The 13598-nt window shown below is 68.2% G+C and carries 15 protein-coding genes; 11 read left to right on the top strand and 4 right to left on the bottom strand.

Annotated elements, in window-relative coordinates; translation table 11 throughout:
- Positions 1-65: 65 nt before the first annotated feature.
- Positions 66-323, top strand: coding sequence for a nucleotidyltransferase family protein (locus tag ACHAA3_RS10945; RefSeq protein WP_435709045.1), 258 nt, complete (start codon positions 66-68; stop codon positions 321-323).
- A 771-nt stretch (positions 324-1094) separates the two neighbouring features.
- On the opposite strand, the gene ACHAA3_RS10940 is transcribed toward ACHAA3_RS10945, so the two are convergent.
- On the bottom strand, positions 1095-1736 hold the full coding sequence (locus tag ACHAA3_RS10940; protein ID WP_435709044.1) for an HD domain-containing protein: 642 nt from the start codon (positions 1734-1736) through the stop codon (positions 1095-1097).
- A gap of 70 nt (positions 1737-1806) precedes the next feature.
- Here ACHAA3_RS10940 and ACHAA3_RS10935 point away from each other — a divergent pair, with 70 nt between their 5' ends.
- The 8 genes from ACHAA3_RS10935 to ACHAA3_RS10900 all read left to right on the top strand — a co-directional run bounded on the left by ACHAA3_RS10935 (position 1807) and on the right by ACHAA3_RS10900 (position 8935).
- Positions 1807-2130, top strand: coding sequence for a type II toxin-antitoxin system VapB family antitoxin (locus ACHAA3_RS10935; RefSeq protein WP_435709043.1), 324 nt, complete (start codon positions 1807-1809; stop codon positions 2128-2130).
- Entirely contained in the window at positions 2127-2537 is a 411-nt protein-coding gene (gene vapC, locus ACHAA3_RS10930) for a type II toxin-antitoxin system VapC family toxin (RefSeq protein WP_435709042.1), read from the top strand. The genes ACHAA3_RS10935 and vapC overlap by 4 nt, the downstream gene beginning before the upstream one ends.
- Positions 2538-2600: 63 nt before the next feature.
- Positions 2601-3851, top strand: coding sequence for a transcriptional regulator (locus ACHAA3_RS10925; protein ID WP_435709041.1), 1251 nt, complete (start codon positions 2601-2603; stop codon positions 3849-3851).
- A 75-nt stretch (positions 3852-3926) separates the two neighbouring features.
- Positions 3927-4415, top strand: a complete 489-nt coding sequence (locus ACHAA3_RS10920; protein ID WP_435709040.1) for a (2Fe-2S)-binding protein — start codon at positions 3927-3929, stop codon at positions 4413-4415.
- Entirely contained in the window at positions 4412-6868 is a 2457-nt protein-coding gene (locus tag ACHAA3_RS10915) for a xanthine dehydrogenase family protein molybdopterin-binding subunit (RefSeq protein ID WP_435709039.1), read from the top strand. Before ACHAA3_RS10920 ends, ACHAA3_RS10915 begins: the two co-directional genes overlap by 4 nt.
- Positions 6865-7713, top strand: a complete 849-nt coding sequence (locus ACHAA3_RS10910) for an FAD binding domain-containing protein (RefSeq protein ID WP_435709038.1) — start codon at positions 6865-6867, stop codon at positions 7711-7713. Before ACHAA3_RS10915 ends, ACHAA3_RS10910 begins: the two co-directional genes overlap by 4 nt.
- Positions 7714-7717: 4 nt before the next feature.
- On the top strand, positions 7718-8443 hold the full coding sequence (locus tag ACHAA3_RS10905) for an SRPBCC family protein (RefSeq protein WP_435709037.1): 726 nt from the start codon (positions 7718-7720) through the stop codon (positions 8441-8443).
- Positions 8444-8485: 42 nt separating this feature from the next.
- Positions 8486-8935: a CAP domain-containing protein gene (locus tag ACHAA3_RS10900; protein ID WP_435709036.1), complete on the top strand. Its 450-nt coding sequence runs from the start codon at positions 8486-8488 to the stop codon at positions 8933-8935.
- 16 nt (positions 8936-8951) lie between these two features.
- On the opposite strand, the gene ACHAA3_RS10895 is transcribed toward ACHAA3_RS10900, so the two are convergent.
- Positions 8952-10679 carry a helicase HerA-like domain-containing protein gene (locus ACHAA3_RS10895; protein ID WP_435709035.1) on the bottom strand — a complete coding sequence of 576 codons (1728 nt, stop codon included), beginning with the start codon at positions 10677-10679 and terminating at the stop codon, positions 8952-8954.
- Positions 10680-10727: 48 nt separating this feature from the next.
- Between ACHAA3_RS10895 and ACHAA3_RS10890 the strand changes: the two genes are divergently transcribed.
- Both ACHAA3_RS10890 and ACHAA3_RS10885 read left to right on the top strand, forming a co-directional pair.
- A complete protein-coding gene (locus tag ACHAA3_RS10890) occupies positions 10728-11030 on the top strand; it encodes a type II toxin-antitoxin system VapB family antitoxin (RefSeq protein WP_435709034.1) in 303 nt (100 codons plus the stop codon).
- Complete coding sequence (locus tag ACHAA3_RS10885) at positions 11027-11548, top strand: LytR C-terminal domain-containing protein (RefSeq protein ID WP_435709033.1); 522 nt, start codon at positions 11027-11029, stop codon at positions 11546-11548. The genes ACHAA3_RS10890 and ACHAA3_RS10885 overlap by 4 nt, the downstream gene beginning before the upstream one ends.
- 6 nt (positions 11549-11554) lie before the next feature.
- Here the strand turns inward: ACHAA3_RS10885 and ACHAA3_RS10880 are convergent, their stop codons facing one another.
- Both ACHAA3_RS10880 and ACHAA3_RS10875 read right to left on the bottom strand, forming a co-directional pair.
- Positions 11555-13033: a potassium/proton antiporter gene (locus ACHAA3_RS10880; RefSeq protein ID WP_435709032.1), complete on the bottom strand. Its 1479-nt coding sequence runs from the start codon at positions 13031-13033 to the stop codon at positions 11555-11557.
- A gap of 68 nt (positions 13034-13101) precedes the next feature.
- On the bottom strand, positions 13102-13587 hold the full coding sequence (locus ACHAA3_RS10875) for a hypothetical protein (RefSeq protein ID WP_435709031.1): 486 nt from the start codon (positions 13585-13587) through the stop codon (positions 13102-13104).
- Between the last annotated feature and the right edge of the window lie 11 nt (positions 13588-13598).

Genomic DNA, 13598 nt, shown 5'->3' with positions numbered 1-13598 from the left:
CATGAGCAGGCTGCGTCTCGCATCACTTCGGCTTCGCGCTGCCGTCGTCTCAGCACTCCATCGACGTGGGTGAAGTGCTGGCTCGCTATGGAGCAACCAACCCTGGCTTGTTCGGGTCGGTGGCTCGCGGAGACGCAAGCGAGGACAGCGATCTCGACCTTCTCGTCGACCTCACGCGGGAGAGCGGGAACCCCCTCTTGCGTGTGTCGGGAATGTCCGAAGAACTGAGCGACATCTTCGGCGTCCGGGTCGATGTCGTGGCAGAAACCTTGTTGCGGGACGAGGTATCGGCAGCAGCCCTCGCTGATGCGGTGGCGCTGTGAGCCGGGCCGAGAATGACCACGACGGCACGTTTCGCGACAGCGGCCCAGACGAGCATCGCAGTTCTGCGGCTTTGCCCGTCTTGCCCGCCGCACGAGATGTAGCGGCCCCACCTGTTGGGTGGGGTGACGTCCCGCTGAGTGTGGAGTTTCTCCACACCGTGCGGGTCGGTGGGTTCAGGTCATGCCGCGTTGATTTCGGGCATGGCGCCGACCTCTTTGGTGGGGTTGTTCATGGCTTCGAGGTCGGCCCTGGATGCGGCGGAGAATTAGCGGCGGTCGGCGGCTGCCCATCAGCCCACCGCAGCGATCGGTGCCGCCACAACACCCGCAGTAGGGTCGGCGCAACACGTACGTGCAGGCGGCCAGCCCGGCTGGGAATCTGACAAAACCCTTCCAGCCGGGAGACAACCCAAACAAAGGTATGGACATGCTCAGAGGAATCATCGGCAAAGTTACCGGCGCCGCACGACGACCAGCTCGAGGCGGAGCCACCAGTCCGCGTCCCGGTGGGACAGGAGCAGGTCGCCCCGGCCTCCTGCGCGGCCTGGGTCGCAAAAGACGGGGCCGCTGAGACCGCATCACCGACACGTCGTCCCGAGGACGTCGTCACCGCGGGGAGGGCGACCCTCGACTGATCCTCTTCATGCCGGATGGAGGAACGGGCGCCTCATCGCTTCGCGCACGACGATTCCGATGAGTTCCCCGGCACCCCTAACAAGCGATCTTCGCCGTCCCGCAGACCGATCGGCTTGTGGGACGGGCGGTGTGAAGTCAGGTGTCTGTGGACCAGCCGCGCTTGGCGCCTTCCTCGATCATAAGGCTGGCAGCGGCCCATAGCGACGTCGAGGATTCGCCGATCACAGCTTTGCGTTCTCGGACATCTTGGGTCGTCACGCCCGGTGTCTGCCAAGTTCCGCCGTGGGCCATCCAGTTCAGAACGGTGGGTTGGAGTCGGTCCATGGCCTTGGCAAAGCGGGCCTCGGACGTCTTGCGGGCCTCGAACTCGTCCCACAGAGCACGAAACCGTTGCGCGGCCGCAGCGGGCAGTTGCGTGAACAACTCGTTCGCAGCCGCGACTTCACGTTCGACCTGACTCTGGCCGCCGATGTCGTCATACAGAGCGGTGTCGCCGGCATAGATCTCGACCAAATCGTGGATCAGAACCAGTTCGAGGCAGCGCTGGACGTCGACTGGTTCATCGCTGTGCTCGCTGAGTAACATGACCATCACCGCGAGATGCCACGAGTGCTCCGCGTCATTCTCACGTCTCGGGGCCGCAGCCAATGGGGATTGGCGTTCCACCGTCTTGAGACGGTCAATCTCCACGATGAAATCCAGCGTAGCCCTCAAGTCGCCCTCGATACCTGCAGGCAATGGCGAGTTCGAAACGAGGCGTGCCGGGTTCTCATTCATGCCAGATATGATCCCATGCACGAAAGGCGCGGGTCGGGCAGAGGCACTGGCCGCGACCGAACGGCCGACCATGAGCAAGCTGCTCGACTACGCCGAGTCCGGCGACAGCATCGTTGTGCGCTTCGGCAAGCCCCGAGGAGAACCGAGGACCTTCCGCGTCAGCCACGTGTACGTTAGGTGTATGGCCAGGCAGCGCACGAACATCGAGATCGAGGACGACCTCGTCCGCACGATCATGAGTCGCTACGCGATCACCACCAAGACCGAGGCGGTGGACCTCGCGCTGCGTCACCTCGCAGGTCAGGCCATGTCTCGCGACGAGGCACTGGCGATGCGCGGCGCCCACGCGATCGACGAGCTTCCGGTCGACGTAGCGCCGCACGGCGCCACGTGATCCTGGTCGACACCTCGGCGTGGGTCGAGTTCGACCGCGCCACGGGCAGCGCGGTCGACCAACGCGTTGCCGATCTGATCGCGAACGACGGACCACTGACGGTCACCGAACCGATCGTGATGGAGGTGCTGGCGGGTGCACGCACGGACCAGCGGGAGCACGATCTGCGCCGCCTCCTGCTCAGCTTCGGATTCGCGCCTCTGGAGTCCGTCGCCGACTTCGACGCGGCTGCACGGATCTACCGCCGATGCCGGCACGCCGGCGTCACCCCTCGGGGCATGCTCGACTGCCTGATCGCAGCCGTGGCCCAACGACGCGGCGCGGCCCTCCTGTCCTGGGACGTCGACATGGATCGGGTCGCGCGGGTCGTCGGCATCGATCTGGACGAGGCCTCCCTGCGCTCCTAGGGCGTCGACGGCTGGCGTGGCGCGCGTCACACCTTGCCGCGTATCCTGACTCCAGGAGGCACCATGACGGCACTGCCCGACGCGACCGACGACACGTTGGACCAGCGCCGCCGCAATGCGACGACGGCCTGGCAGACCTTCGTCGAACGCGGCGGCAACGAGCACGTGGTGCGTCCGGAGATCCTCGACAGCTGGCAGCGTTCAGCGAGTGCCGCCACCCTCGAGGTGGCCGAGGCCCCACTGGCCGACGAGTCCGACACCGCGTCGTTCTGGAACGGCTCGCCCCTCCAGGTCGCCGTCGAGCGGGTCGAGGCCGACCTGCGTCAGACCGCGCAGGACGGCGACCTCGTGCTGGCCGTCACCGACACCGACGCCCGCATCCTGTGGACCTGCGGCGGGCGGGTCATGCGCCGCAAGGCCGAAACCGTCAACTTCGTGGCCGGTGGCCGGTGGGACGACCGCAGCGTCGGCACCAACGCGCTCGACCTCGCGGCCCGCACCTCCCAGACCTCTATGGTCTTCGCCGCGGAGCACTACGCACCGATGGTGCACAACTGGGTCTGCTGGGCCGCCCCGGTGCACGACCCGGTCACCGGCGAGCAGCTGGGCGTCATCGATCTGTCGACCACGTGGGAACGCACCCACCCCATCGGTCTGGCGACCGCTCGCGTCATGGCGCGGCTGATCGAGACCGCGATGCCGAACAGCCGCCAGCACTCACGCCTACCCGATCTGCAGCCCTCAGCACCTCCAGGCCTCAGCATCACCCTGCTCGGCCAGGCGTCAGCGGTGCTCGACGGCCGGCGGCTCCTGCTCAACCGCCGACAGACCGAGATCCTCGCGCTGCTCGCCATCCACCCCGACGGACTCTCCCTCGGCCAGCTGCACGCCCTCCTCTACGGCGATGAGCCCGTCACCGCCTCGACGTTGAAGTCCGAGGTCTCCCACCTTCGAGCCGCTCTTGGCGGCGCCCTGTCCTCACGCCCCTACCAGCTGCAGATGCCGGTCGAGCTCGATGTCGACCAGGTCATCCGGCTGATCCGCTCCGGTCAGGTGCGCAAGGCCGTCGCGGCGTACGCAGGCGACCTCCTGCCGGGCACCAACTCACCCGCCCTCACCGAGCTCGCCGACTACGTCGCCGTCGCGGTCCGCGAGGCCGTCCTCGCCGATCCTGACCCCGACGCCGTTGTGGGGTACGGCGCCATTGCCCCCTCCGACACCGAGGTCCTCGAGGTCTGCCTCGCCGCCCTCGGCCACCAGCCCCATCCGGCCAAGGCCCTGCTCAAGGCGCGGCTCGCCGCCGCCCACCCCTGAGGGCCAACCATCGGCCAACCTGGAGCGACGTAGTTTGTGACTCACGCCACACGCCCGTCACTTCCAGGAGTTTTCATGGCCAAGATCAAGCTCACCGTCGACGGAGCCTCGGTCTCCGACGACGTCGAACCCCGCACCTTGCTGGTGCACTACCTCCGCGAGCAGCTCGGCAAGACCGGCACCGTGATCGGCTGCGACACCAGCAACTGCGGCGCCTGCACCGTGCACCTGAACGGCCGCAGCGTGAAGTCGTGCAACGTGCTGGCCGTGCAGGCCGATGGTGCCGAGGTCACCACGATCGAGGGCCTGGCCGACACGCACGAGGGCGCCGACCTGCACCCCATGCAGGAGGCCTTCCACCAGTGTCACGGTCTGCAGTGCGGGTTCTGCACCCCCGGCATGATCATGCAGTCGGTCGATCTCCTCAACGAGAACCCCACCCCCACCGAGGACGAGATCCGCGTGGGCATCGAGGGCAACCTGTGCCGCTGCACCGGCTACCAGAACATCATCAAGGCCGTGAAGCAGGCTTCCGGCCAGTCCATCGAGGAAGGCACACGATGACCCTCACCGACGAGTCCACCACCGAGTCCGCACCCGAGATCGGGCGCGACCGCCGCCGCAAGGAGGACCAGCGCCTCATCACCGGCCGCACCAAGTGGACCGACAACATCGTGCTGCCCGGCATGCTGCACATGTCCATGATTCGCAGCCCCTTCGCGCACGCCACGATCACCAACATCGACACGTCCGAGGCGAAGTCAGCCCCCAACGTGGTGGCCGTGTACACGGGAGCCGATCTGGACGAGTCGGCCGGCGTGCTGATCAACGCCTGGCCGATCACCCCCGACCAGGTCACCCCGGTGCACCCACCGATCCCCGCCGACCGTGTCACGTTCGCCGGCGAGATCGTCGCGGTCGTCGTGGCCCGCTCGGCCGCCGAGGCCCGCGATGCCGCCGAGCTGGTCGACGTCGACTACGACGAGCTGCCCGCCGCGCTCGATCTCAAGGAATCGGCCGCGGACACGGTCCTGGCCCACCCCGACCTCGGCACCAACAAGTCGGCCTACTGGGTCTTCGACTCCGCCGAGGCCGGTACCGGCGGCGACGTCGAAGAGGCCATCGCCAAGGCCCGCGTCGACGGTGTCGTGGTCGAGAAGGAGTTCCGCCAGCAGCGCCTCATCCCCGCGTTCATGGAGCCGCGCTCGGTCGTCGTCGATCCCACCGGGGAGCAGCTGACCATGTGGTCGGCCACCCAGGTGCCGCACATCGTGCGCTTCGCCCTGGCCGCCACGACCGGCGTCCCGGAGTCCAAGATCCGCGTCATCGCCCCCGACGTGGGTGGCGGATTCGGCGGCAAGCTGCAGGTGACACCGGAGGAGTGGATCGCCTGGTGGGTCGCCCGCCAGGTCCACAAGCCGGTCAAGTACACCGAGACGCGCTCTGAATCCCTGATGGCGGCCCACCACGGCCGCGACCAGTGGCAGAAGCTGACCCTGTCGGCCGAGAAGGACGGCACCGTCACCGGGTTCAAGGTCGAGCTGCTGGCCGACCTGGGCTCCTACATCTCGGTCGTGGGCGGCGGCGTGCCGGTGCTCGGCGCCTTCATGTTCAACTCGATCTACAAGTTCCCCGCCTATCACTTCGCGTGCCAGACGGTGCTGACCAACAAGGCCTGGACCGACGCCTACCGCGGCGCCGGCCGACCCGAGGCCACCTTCGGCATCGAGCGCATGATGGACGAGCTCGCGGTCGCCGTCGGTGCCGAACCGATGGAGCTGCGGCAGAAGAACTGGATCACCCACGAGGAGTTCCCGTTCACCACCGTGGCCGGACTCGAGTACGACAGCGGCAACTACGAGGCCGCCACCGAGCAGGCCATGGCCAACTTCGGGTACGACGAGCTGCGCGCCGAGCAGAAGCAGCGCCGCGACGCGGGTGATCCGATCCAGCTGGGCATCGGCATCTCGACCTTCACCGAGATGTGCGGTCTCGCACCGTCGCGGGTGCTGGGCTCGTTGGACTACGGCGCCGGCGGCTGGGAGCACGCGAGCGTGCGCATGCTGGCCACCGGCACGGTCGAGATCATCACCGGCGCCAGTGCGCACGGACAGGGTCACGAGACCGCGTTCAGCCAGATCGTGGCCGATCGTCTGGGCGTCCCGTTCGAGGCCGTCGAGGTCCTGCACGGCGACACGGCCATCGCCTCCAAGGGACTGGACACCTACGGGTCCCGGTCGCTGGTGGTCGGCGGAGAGGCGCTGGTCAAGGCGGTGGACAAGGTCATCGAGAAGGCCAAGCCGGTCGCGGCGCACCTGCTCGAGGCCTCGGTCGACGACATCGACTTCACGGCCGGGCAGTTCACGGTCGCGGGCACCGATCAGGGCTTGTCGATCCAGGAGATCGCCATGGCCACGTTCGCAGCGCACAACCTGCCCGACGGCATGGAGCCGAGTCTCGACAGCGACGCGACCTTCGACCCGATCAACTTCAACTACCCGCACGGCACCCACCTGTGCGCGGTGGAGATCGACACCGAGACCGGTCAGGTCAGGATGCGCAAGTACACCTGCGTCGACGACATCGGCACCGTCATCAACCCCTTGATCGTGGAAGGACAGGTGCACGGCGGTCTGGTGCAGGGCATCGCTCAGGCGCTGTTCGAGGAGGCCGTCTACGACGACGCGGGCACCCTGGTGTCGGCCAGCTTCGTGGACTATCTCGTGCCGACCGCCGCCGACCTGATCCACTTCGACGTGAGCCACAAGTCCACGCCGTCGCTCACCAACACGCTCGGCACCAAGGGCGTCGGCGAGGCCGGCACGATCGCTTCGACTCCTGCGGTGGTCAACGCGGTGGTCGACGCGATCCGGCACCTCGGCGTCGACGACGTCGTCATGCCGTGCACGCCCGAGCGCGTCTGGCGGGCCATCAATGACAGCAAGGCCGGCGGCGCGGAACCCACCACCGGTGATGCCGCTCCGCACTTCGATCCGTCAGAAGGAGAAGCCCGATGATTCCCGCACAGTTCGAGTACGCGGCCCCGTCCAGCGTCGAGGAGGCGCTCGGCCTGATGTCCGAGCACGGCGACGACGCCAAGATCCTTGCGGGTGGGCAGTCACTGCTGCCCGTGCTGCGGATGCGGCTCAATGCGCCCGAGTGGGTCATCGACCTCAACCGGATCGACTCGCTGCGTGGCATCACCGATGTCGGCGACGCGATCGAGATCGGTGCCATGACGATCCACGCCGACGTGCTGGAGAGCCCCTTGGTCGCCGAGCACGCGGCGCTGATCAGCAAGGCCACCTCGCACCTCGCCGACAGCCAGATCCGGCACCGCGGCACGTTCGGCGGGGCACTGGCCCATGCCGATCCCGCGGGCGATCTCGGTGCCCCGGCGCTGGCGCTGGGCGCGCAGTTCGTCATCCAGGGCCCGAACGGCTCGCGCACGGTCGGCGCGGACGACTTCTTCGTCGACCTGTTCGAGACCGCCATCGGTGACGACGAGCTGCTCACGGCCATCCGCGTCCCCAAGCACACCGGGTGGGGCGCGCACTATGAGAAGTTCGTGCGGGTCGCTCACCAGTGGCCGATCGTGGCCGTGGCCGCGACGGTCAGGATGGACGGCGACACCATCGCCGAGGCACGCGTCGGCCTGACCAACATGGGCTCGACGCCCGTGCGGGCCACCGGTGTCGAGGAGGCCCTGCGCGGCGCCGCGATGACCGACATCGCCGACGCCGCCGCCAAGGCCGCCGACGGCACGCGTCCGCCCAGCGACCTCAACGGTGACGCCGACTACCGCAAGCACCTTGCGGGCGTCCTCACCCGGCGGGCCGTCACGGCCGCCGCGAAGGGGTAGCCCCGTGGATCTGAAGCACAGCTTCAGCGTTCCAGCCTCGATCGACGAGACCTGGGCGGCGTTCCAGGACATCGAGTCCGTGGCGGAGTGCTTCCCCGGCGCCCAGGTGACCTCGGTCGAGGGCGACTCGTTCGAGGGGACCTGCAAGGTCAAGCTCGGCCCCATCGCCCTGGTCTACAAGGGGTCCGGTCACTTCGTGGAGAAGGACGAGGCGACCCACCGCATGCTGATCGAGGCCAAGGGCAAGGACAAGCGGGGCAACGGCACCGCCGGCGCCACCGTCACCGCACAGCTGGTCGATGTCGGAGGGAGGACCGAGGTCGAGGTCGTCACCGACCTGGCCATCACCGGCAAGCCTGCCCAGTTCGGGCGTGGCGTGATGCAGGACGTCAGCGACAAGCTGCTGGGGCTCTTCGTGGACTGTCTGCAGGACAAGGTCAGTTCGGGTGGTGACGCGGCAGACGTCGCGCCGCCGCCCGCCGCCGATCCGGCTGGGACGACGGCCACGCCGGGTGCACCTGCTGCCACCGGCGCATCGGCCGAGGGATCGACCGATTCCGCGGCCACCGGTTCCACCCCGCCTCGCCCTTCTGCACCAAGAGCGGAGCCTGAGGCGCTCGACCTGGGCGCCACGGTGATCCCGATGCTGGCCAAGGCCTACTGGAAGCAGGCTGCGGCGGCCCTCGCCGCAGTCGTCGTCGTCCTGGGCGTTCGCCGACGGCGCCGATAGACGGGCCGTCGGCGCATGACCATTCCCACGACAGGAGATTCCATGCGCGCCTTGATCGTCGCACTTCTCGGATGCGTGCTCGTGATCTCCTTCACGTCACCCGCGTCAGCGGCCATGACCACCTGGGAGCGCAGCGCCATCACCCAGGTCAATGCCGAACGCCGAGACGCCGGACTCGGTGCGAACACCGCGCAGTCGTGTCTGCAGCGCTACGCCGACATCCACGCCGATCGCATGGCGGCGCAGCGCAAGATCTATCACCGCACCACCGCGCAGCTGCAGAACCTGCTGAAGCGGTGCGGCCTGCGGTGGATCGGGGAGAACCTGGCCTCCGGCCCGAACATGTCACCCACCACCGCTGTGCGCAGCTGGATGGGCTCGACGGGGCACCGGCGCAACCTCTTGTACGCCTCGAGCAACCGCATCGGATCGGCTTACACGAAGGGCTCCGACGGACGGAACTACTGGATCCAGCTGTACGGTCGGCGCTGAATCGGACCTGCTGGGCTCAACGTCGGCGCTTGAACAGATTCTTGACGATCTCCCGGGCCAGGGTGCGCGAGGCCTCGCCCACTGCCTGGTCGAGCGTGGAGGTGCGACGTGAGGAGCGGCGCCGGGTCGAGGCGGCTTTCGGCTTGCGGCCCTTCGCCAGCTTGTCGGCCTCCCGGGCGACCCGCTGCGCCTCCTCCGCATCCCACTCCTGCTGGGTCTGCTCGGCCGTGGCCGCCGTCGCCCGGGCCAGCGCCTCGGCGGCCGACTCGGGATCGATCGCGGTGCCGTACTTCGCCTGCAGGGGCGAGGCGGCGACGGTGGCCTCCATCGCGGCGGCCGGCGTGGGATCCATCGAGCCCTGGGGTGCGCGCACCCGGGTCCACGCCACGGGAGTCGGCGCGCCCTTGTCGTTCATCACCGTCACGATCGCCTCGCCGATCGCCAGCTGCTGCAGGACCTCGCCGAGCTTGTAGCTCGACGTCGGATAGGTCGACACGGTCGCCTTGAGCGCCTTGGCGTCGTCGGGCGTGTGGCTGCGCAGCTGGTGCTGCACCCGAAAGCCCAGCTGCGCCAGCACGTCGGAGGGCACATCCTTGGGCGTCTGGGTCACGAAGAAGATGCCCACCCCCTTGGAGCGAATCAGGCGCACCGTCTGGGTGATCGTCGACAAGAAGTCCTTCGAGGCGTCCTTGAACAACAGGTGTGCCTCGTCGAAGAAGAACACCAGCTTCGGCTTGTCGGAGTCACCGACCTCGGGCAACGTCTCGAACAGCTGCTGCAGCAGATACATCAAGAAGGTGGAGTACAGGGCGGGCTTGTCCTGCACCCCGGGCACCTCCAGCAGCGAGACGATGCCACGGCCGTCAGCGGCGACGCGCAGGAAGTCGGCCACATCGATCTCGGGCCGGCCGAAGAACACGTCTGCACCGTCGTCGCCGAAGGTGATCAGCTCGCGCAGGATCACGCCGACCGTTGCGGCCGACAGCCCCCCGAGCTCCTTGAGCTCGCTCTTGCCCTCGGCGGAGTTGAGATGGTTGAGCACCGATCGCAGGTCGGTCAGGTCGACGAGCTCCAGATCGGCCTTGCGCGCGTAGTGGAACACCAGACCCAGGGACGACTCCTGCGTCGCGTTGAGCCCCAGCACCTTCGCCAGCAGGGTGGGACCGAAGCTCGCGACCGACGCCCGGATCGGCACTCCGGTGCCCAGGCCACCCAGCGTGAAGTACTCCGTGATCGAGGCCAAGGGAGTCCACGGCTGGCCGATGCTCTCGCACCGTGCCGCGAGCTTGTCACTGGGAGCCCCGGGGGTCGCGATGCCGGACAGGTCCCCCTTGATGTCCGCGGCGAACACGGGGACGCCGTGCGCAGCGACCTGCTCGGCGAGCACCTGCAGGGTCTTGGTCTTGCCGGTTCCGGTCGCACCCGCGACGAGTCCGTGCCGGTTGAGCATGGCCAGCGGGATTCGCACCTGCGCCGTCGGGACTGCCTCACCGTCCACGAGCGCGCCGATCTCCACCGCAGCGCCCTCGAAGGTGTATCCGGCCGTCACGGCGGCCGCGATCTCGCTGATCGGATCGGACCTGACAGCGGGGGCTGCGACCGCTGCCGTGGCCGCAGCGGCGGTGGCGGCCAGCTCGTCGGCCTTCTGCTGGGCGACGGCTGCGGCCGCCTTCGCCTCTGCTGCGGCACGCTGCGCTGCTGCGGCAGCCGTTGCCGCATCCTTGGCCTCATCGCTGGTCGTCATGGCAGCAGGCTACCGACGGTGGGACCCAAGCCTGTCTAGACTGGGCTCGTGATCTTTCGGAGGGTGAACGACGGGCGACCGTACCCCGACCACGGGCTGTCCCAGAACGGGTGGGCCGAGATCTCTCCGAGCCAGGTGCGTCTCGACGACCTGACCACCACCAAGACGCAGCTGGACCTTGCGCAGCTGCTCGACGAGGACTCGACCTACTTCGGTGACCTGTTCGCTCACGTCGTGAGCTGGAAGGGCGAGCTGTTCCTGGAGGACGGTCTCCACCGGGCGCTCCGCGCCGCCCTGCAGCAGCGCAACATGCTGCACGCTCGCGTGCACTCGATCAGGAAGAGTGCATGAAGCCCGGCGGCCTGCTGCTCCTGCTGGTGACGTTCGTGATGTTCATCGGCGGCAGCGTCATCGGCTTCAACCTGCTGACCTCCAGCGCCGACACCACCGTGGACGCACCCACCTGCGAGATGCGCACCGTGGCCGAGGGCGAGGAGCTCACCCCCAATCTCGTGACGGTCAATGTTTACAACGCCTCGCGGACCGCAGGCCTGGCCAATCGTCTCTCGGTGCTGATGCAGCGTCGCGGGTTCCTCGCAGGAACGGTGGCCAACAACCCCACCGACCTCGAGGTCGACAACGTGGTGATCCTCACCGCAGACCCCGAGGACCCTCAGGTCCGACTCGTGGCAAGCCAGTTCGGCGACCCCATCGAGTACGTCGACCAGCCCGGCACCAGCGAGCGCGGCGTCGACGTCCTGCTCGGTTCGGGCTACGCCGATCGAGGGGTGCGCAGCGACCGCGAGAACCCCAGCGTCTCGGTCGACCGCCCGGTCGACGTCTGCGTCCCGATCCTTCCGGTCGACTGAGACCGGTCAGTCCCAGCCGGCCAGCCGGCCATGTCGTCCCACGGCACGCATCCTGGACTCCGTCTCCTCCCGCACCGACCGCGGCGCGACGATCAACAAGTCGTCGTGCAGCGCCAGCCGGGTCGTGCGGTGCGGCACGAAGGTGCTCTCGTCGCGGACCACGAGCGAGACCGAGGCACCCTGGGGAAGCCGAAGCTCAGCGATCTCGACCCCCACCAGACGCGAACCATCGGGGATCCGCACCTGCAGCAGATCGGCCGAGATCCGCTCGAGCGGCGCTGCCTCGACGTCGATGTCACGGATGTCGTCGGACAGGACCCCGCAGAATGCCGCCAGCCGGGACAGGGGAGCTGCCTGCACGAGGGTGTAGACGACCACGGCGACGAACACGATGTTGAACAGGTCGCGTGATCCCTCGACGTCGGCGGCCAGGGGGATCGTGGCGAGCACGATCGGCACCGCCCCACGCAGACCCGCCCAGCCGATGAACAGCTGTTCTCTCCAGCCACGTCCGAACCACATGGCACACAGCGCCACCGACAACGGCCGTGCAACGAAGGTCAAGATCGCGCCCGCCGCCAGCCCGGTCCAGACGTGCCACCACTGCAGCTCACTGGGATCGGCCAGCAGCCCGAGCATCACGAACAGACCGATCTGCGCCAACCAGCCCACACCCTCCACGAAGGAACGCGTGGCGGTGCGGTGTGGCAGCTCGGTGTTGCCCAGCACCAACGCGGCGATGTAGACCGCAGCGAAACCGCTGGAGTGCAAGGTGGCAGCCGCGCCGTAGGCCAGCACCGTGAAGCCGAGCACCACCAACGGATACAGGCCTGACGCCGGGAGGGCCACGCGCCGCAGCAGGAGGGCAGCCCCGCTGCCCACGGCGAGCCCGATGATGGCTCCGACCACGAGCTCGAACACGACCATCCCCGCGAACACGCCGACTCCCCGGTCGGTGATCTCGCCCAGGCTGATGGCAGTCACGAGCACCACGATGGGAGCGTCGTTCAGACCGGACTCCGCCTCCAGCGCCCCGCTGACGCGTCGCCGCAACGGCACTGCCCGCAGCACGGAGAAGACAGCGGCCGCGTCCGTCGGTGTCAGGACGGCAGCGAGCAGGATCGCGAGCTGCCAGTCCAGGTCGAGCAGGTAGTGGCCGCCGACCGACACCACCGCCACGCTGATCGCCGACCCGAGGGTGGCCAGGAGAAGGCCGAGCCCGAGCGAGGGGCGCACGTGCGCCCACGGGGTCGACAGCCCGCCTTCGGCCAGGATGAGCACCAGGGCTCCGAGCCCGAGGGCGAGGGCCAGGTCAGGATCGCCGAACTCGATCCCCAGGCCGGAGCTGCCGAGGGCCAGACCGAGCGCCAGGTACATCATCAGCGACGGCAGACCCGCTGTCACCGAGACCCGCACGGCCAGCACGGCCAGGATCAGCACGCCCGAGCCGACCAGCAGGTAGAGGTCGAGATCGTAGGCCTCCATGGCAACAACCCCTCCCATGGGACTCGACGAGTCCCGATTCTACCGGGCGCACCGACGCGCCAGCCGCGTCAGGACCCTTCGGTGGGGTACATCTGGCAGCCCACGGCGTCGGCGACGTCGGTGATGGCGGCTTGCAACGCGCTCGATTCCACGTCCAGGCCAGCGGACCGGTCTTGTTTCCTGACCTCGATCCTGGCCACCACCGAACCACAGGCCCACATGGCGCCCGTCGCGTCGTTCACCGCCACACCTTCGCCGACCGGGAACGTGCGGGGGGATCGCTCGATCAGGGATCGGGCCCGCTCGGCCGCGACCGACCCGACGAGGTCGACTCCGGCGAGTAGATCGCGGTCACCTCCCGATGCCGTGCAGCTGAAGACTCGACTGCCCTTCGGGATGCCGGTCGGCAGCTCAGGGAACTGACCGCTCTCGGCGACGAATCGATCGGTGTCCAGCAGCGTCGCGACATCGTCTGCCGCCAACGAGCAGGCCGTCTGCGCGTCGTAGGTCGGTGTGCTCGCGCACCCCGCCACGCTGGCGATCAGAGGGAGCACGAAGGCGACGC

Source organism: Aeromicrobium sp. CF3.5 (assembly GCF_051262695.1).
Classification (GTDB): Bacteria; Actinomycetota; Actinomycetes; order Propionibacteriales; family Nocardioidaceae; genus Aeromicrobium.
The sequence above is the reverse complement of the archived record's forward strand: the minus strand, read 5'-3'. Positions and strand labels throughout refer to the sequence as shown.

Bases quoted from the DNA above. Each gene is read 5' to 3' on its own strand.
- ACHAA3_RS10900 (WP_435709036.1), top strand. From the start codon at position 8,486: ATGCGCGCCTTGATCGTCGCACTTCTCGGATGCGTGCTCGTGATCTCC.
- ACHAA3_RS10910 (WP_435709038.1), top strand. From the start codon at position 6,865: ATGATTCCCGCACAGTTCGAGTACGCGGCCCCGTCCAGCGTCGAGGAG.
- ACHAA3_RS10940 (WP_435709044.1), bottom strand. From the start codon at position 1,736: ATGAATGAGAACCCGGCACGCCTCGTTTCGAACTCGCCATTGCCTGCA.
- ACHAA3_RS10895 (WP_435709035.1), bottom strand. From the start codon at position 10,679: ATGACGACCAGCGATGAGGCCAAGGATGCGGCAACGGCTGCCGCAGCA.
- ACHAA3_RS10885 (WP_435709033.1), top strand. From the start codon at position 11,027: ATGAAGCCCGGCGGCCTGCTGCTCCTGCTGGTGACGTTCGTGATGTTC.
- ACHAA3_RS10880 (WP_435709032.1), bottom strand. From the start codon at position 13,033: ATGGAGGCCTACGATCTCGACCTCTACCTGCTGGTCGGCTCGGGCGTG.
- ACHAA3_RS10935 (WP_435709043.1), top strand. From the start codon at position 1,807: ATGAGCAAGCTGCTCGACTACGCCGAGTCCGGCGACAGCATCGTTGTG.
- ACHAA3_RS10915 (WP_435709039.1), top strand. From the start codon at position 4,412: ATGACCCTCACCGACGAGTCCACCACCGAGTCCGCACCCGAGATCGGG.
- ACHAA3_RS10920 (WP_435709040.1), top strand. From the start codon at position 3,927: ATGGCCAAGATCAAGCTCACCGTCGACGGAGCCTCGGTCTCCGACGAC.
- ACHAA3_RS10925 (WP_435709041.1), top strand. From the start codon at position 2,601: ATGACGGCACTGCCCGACGCGACCGACGACACGTTGGACCAGCGCCGC.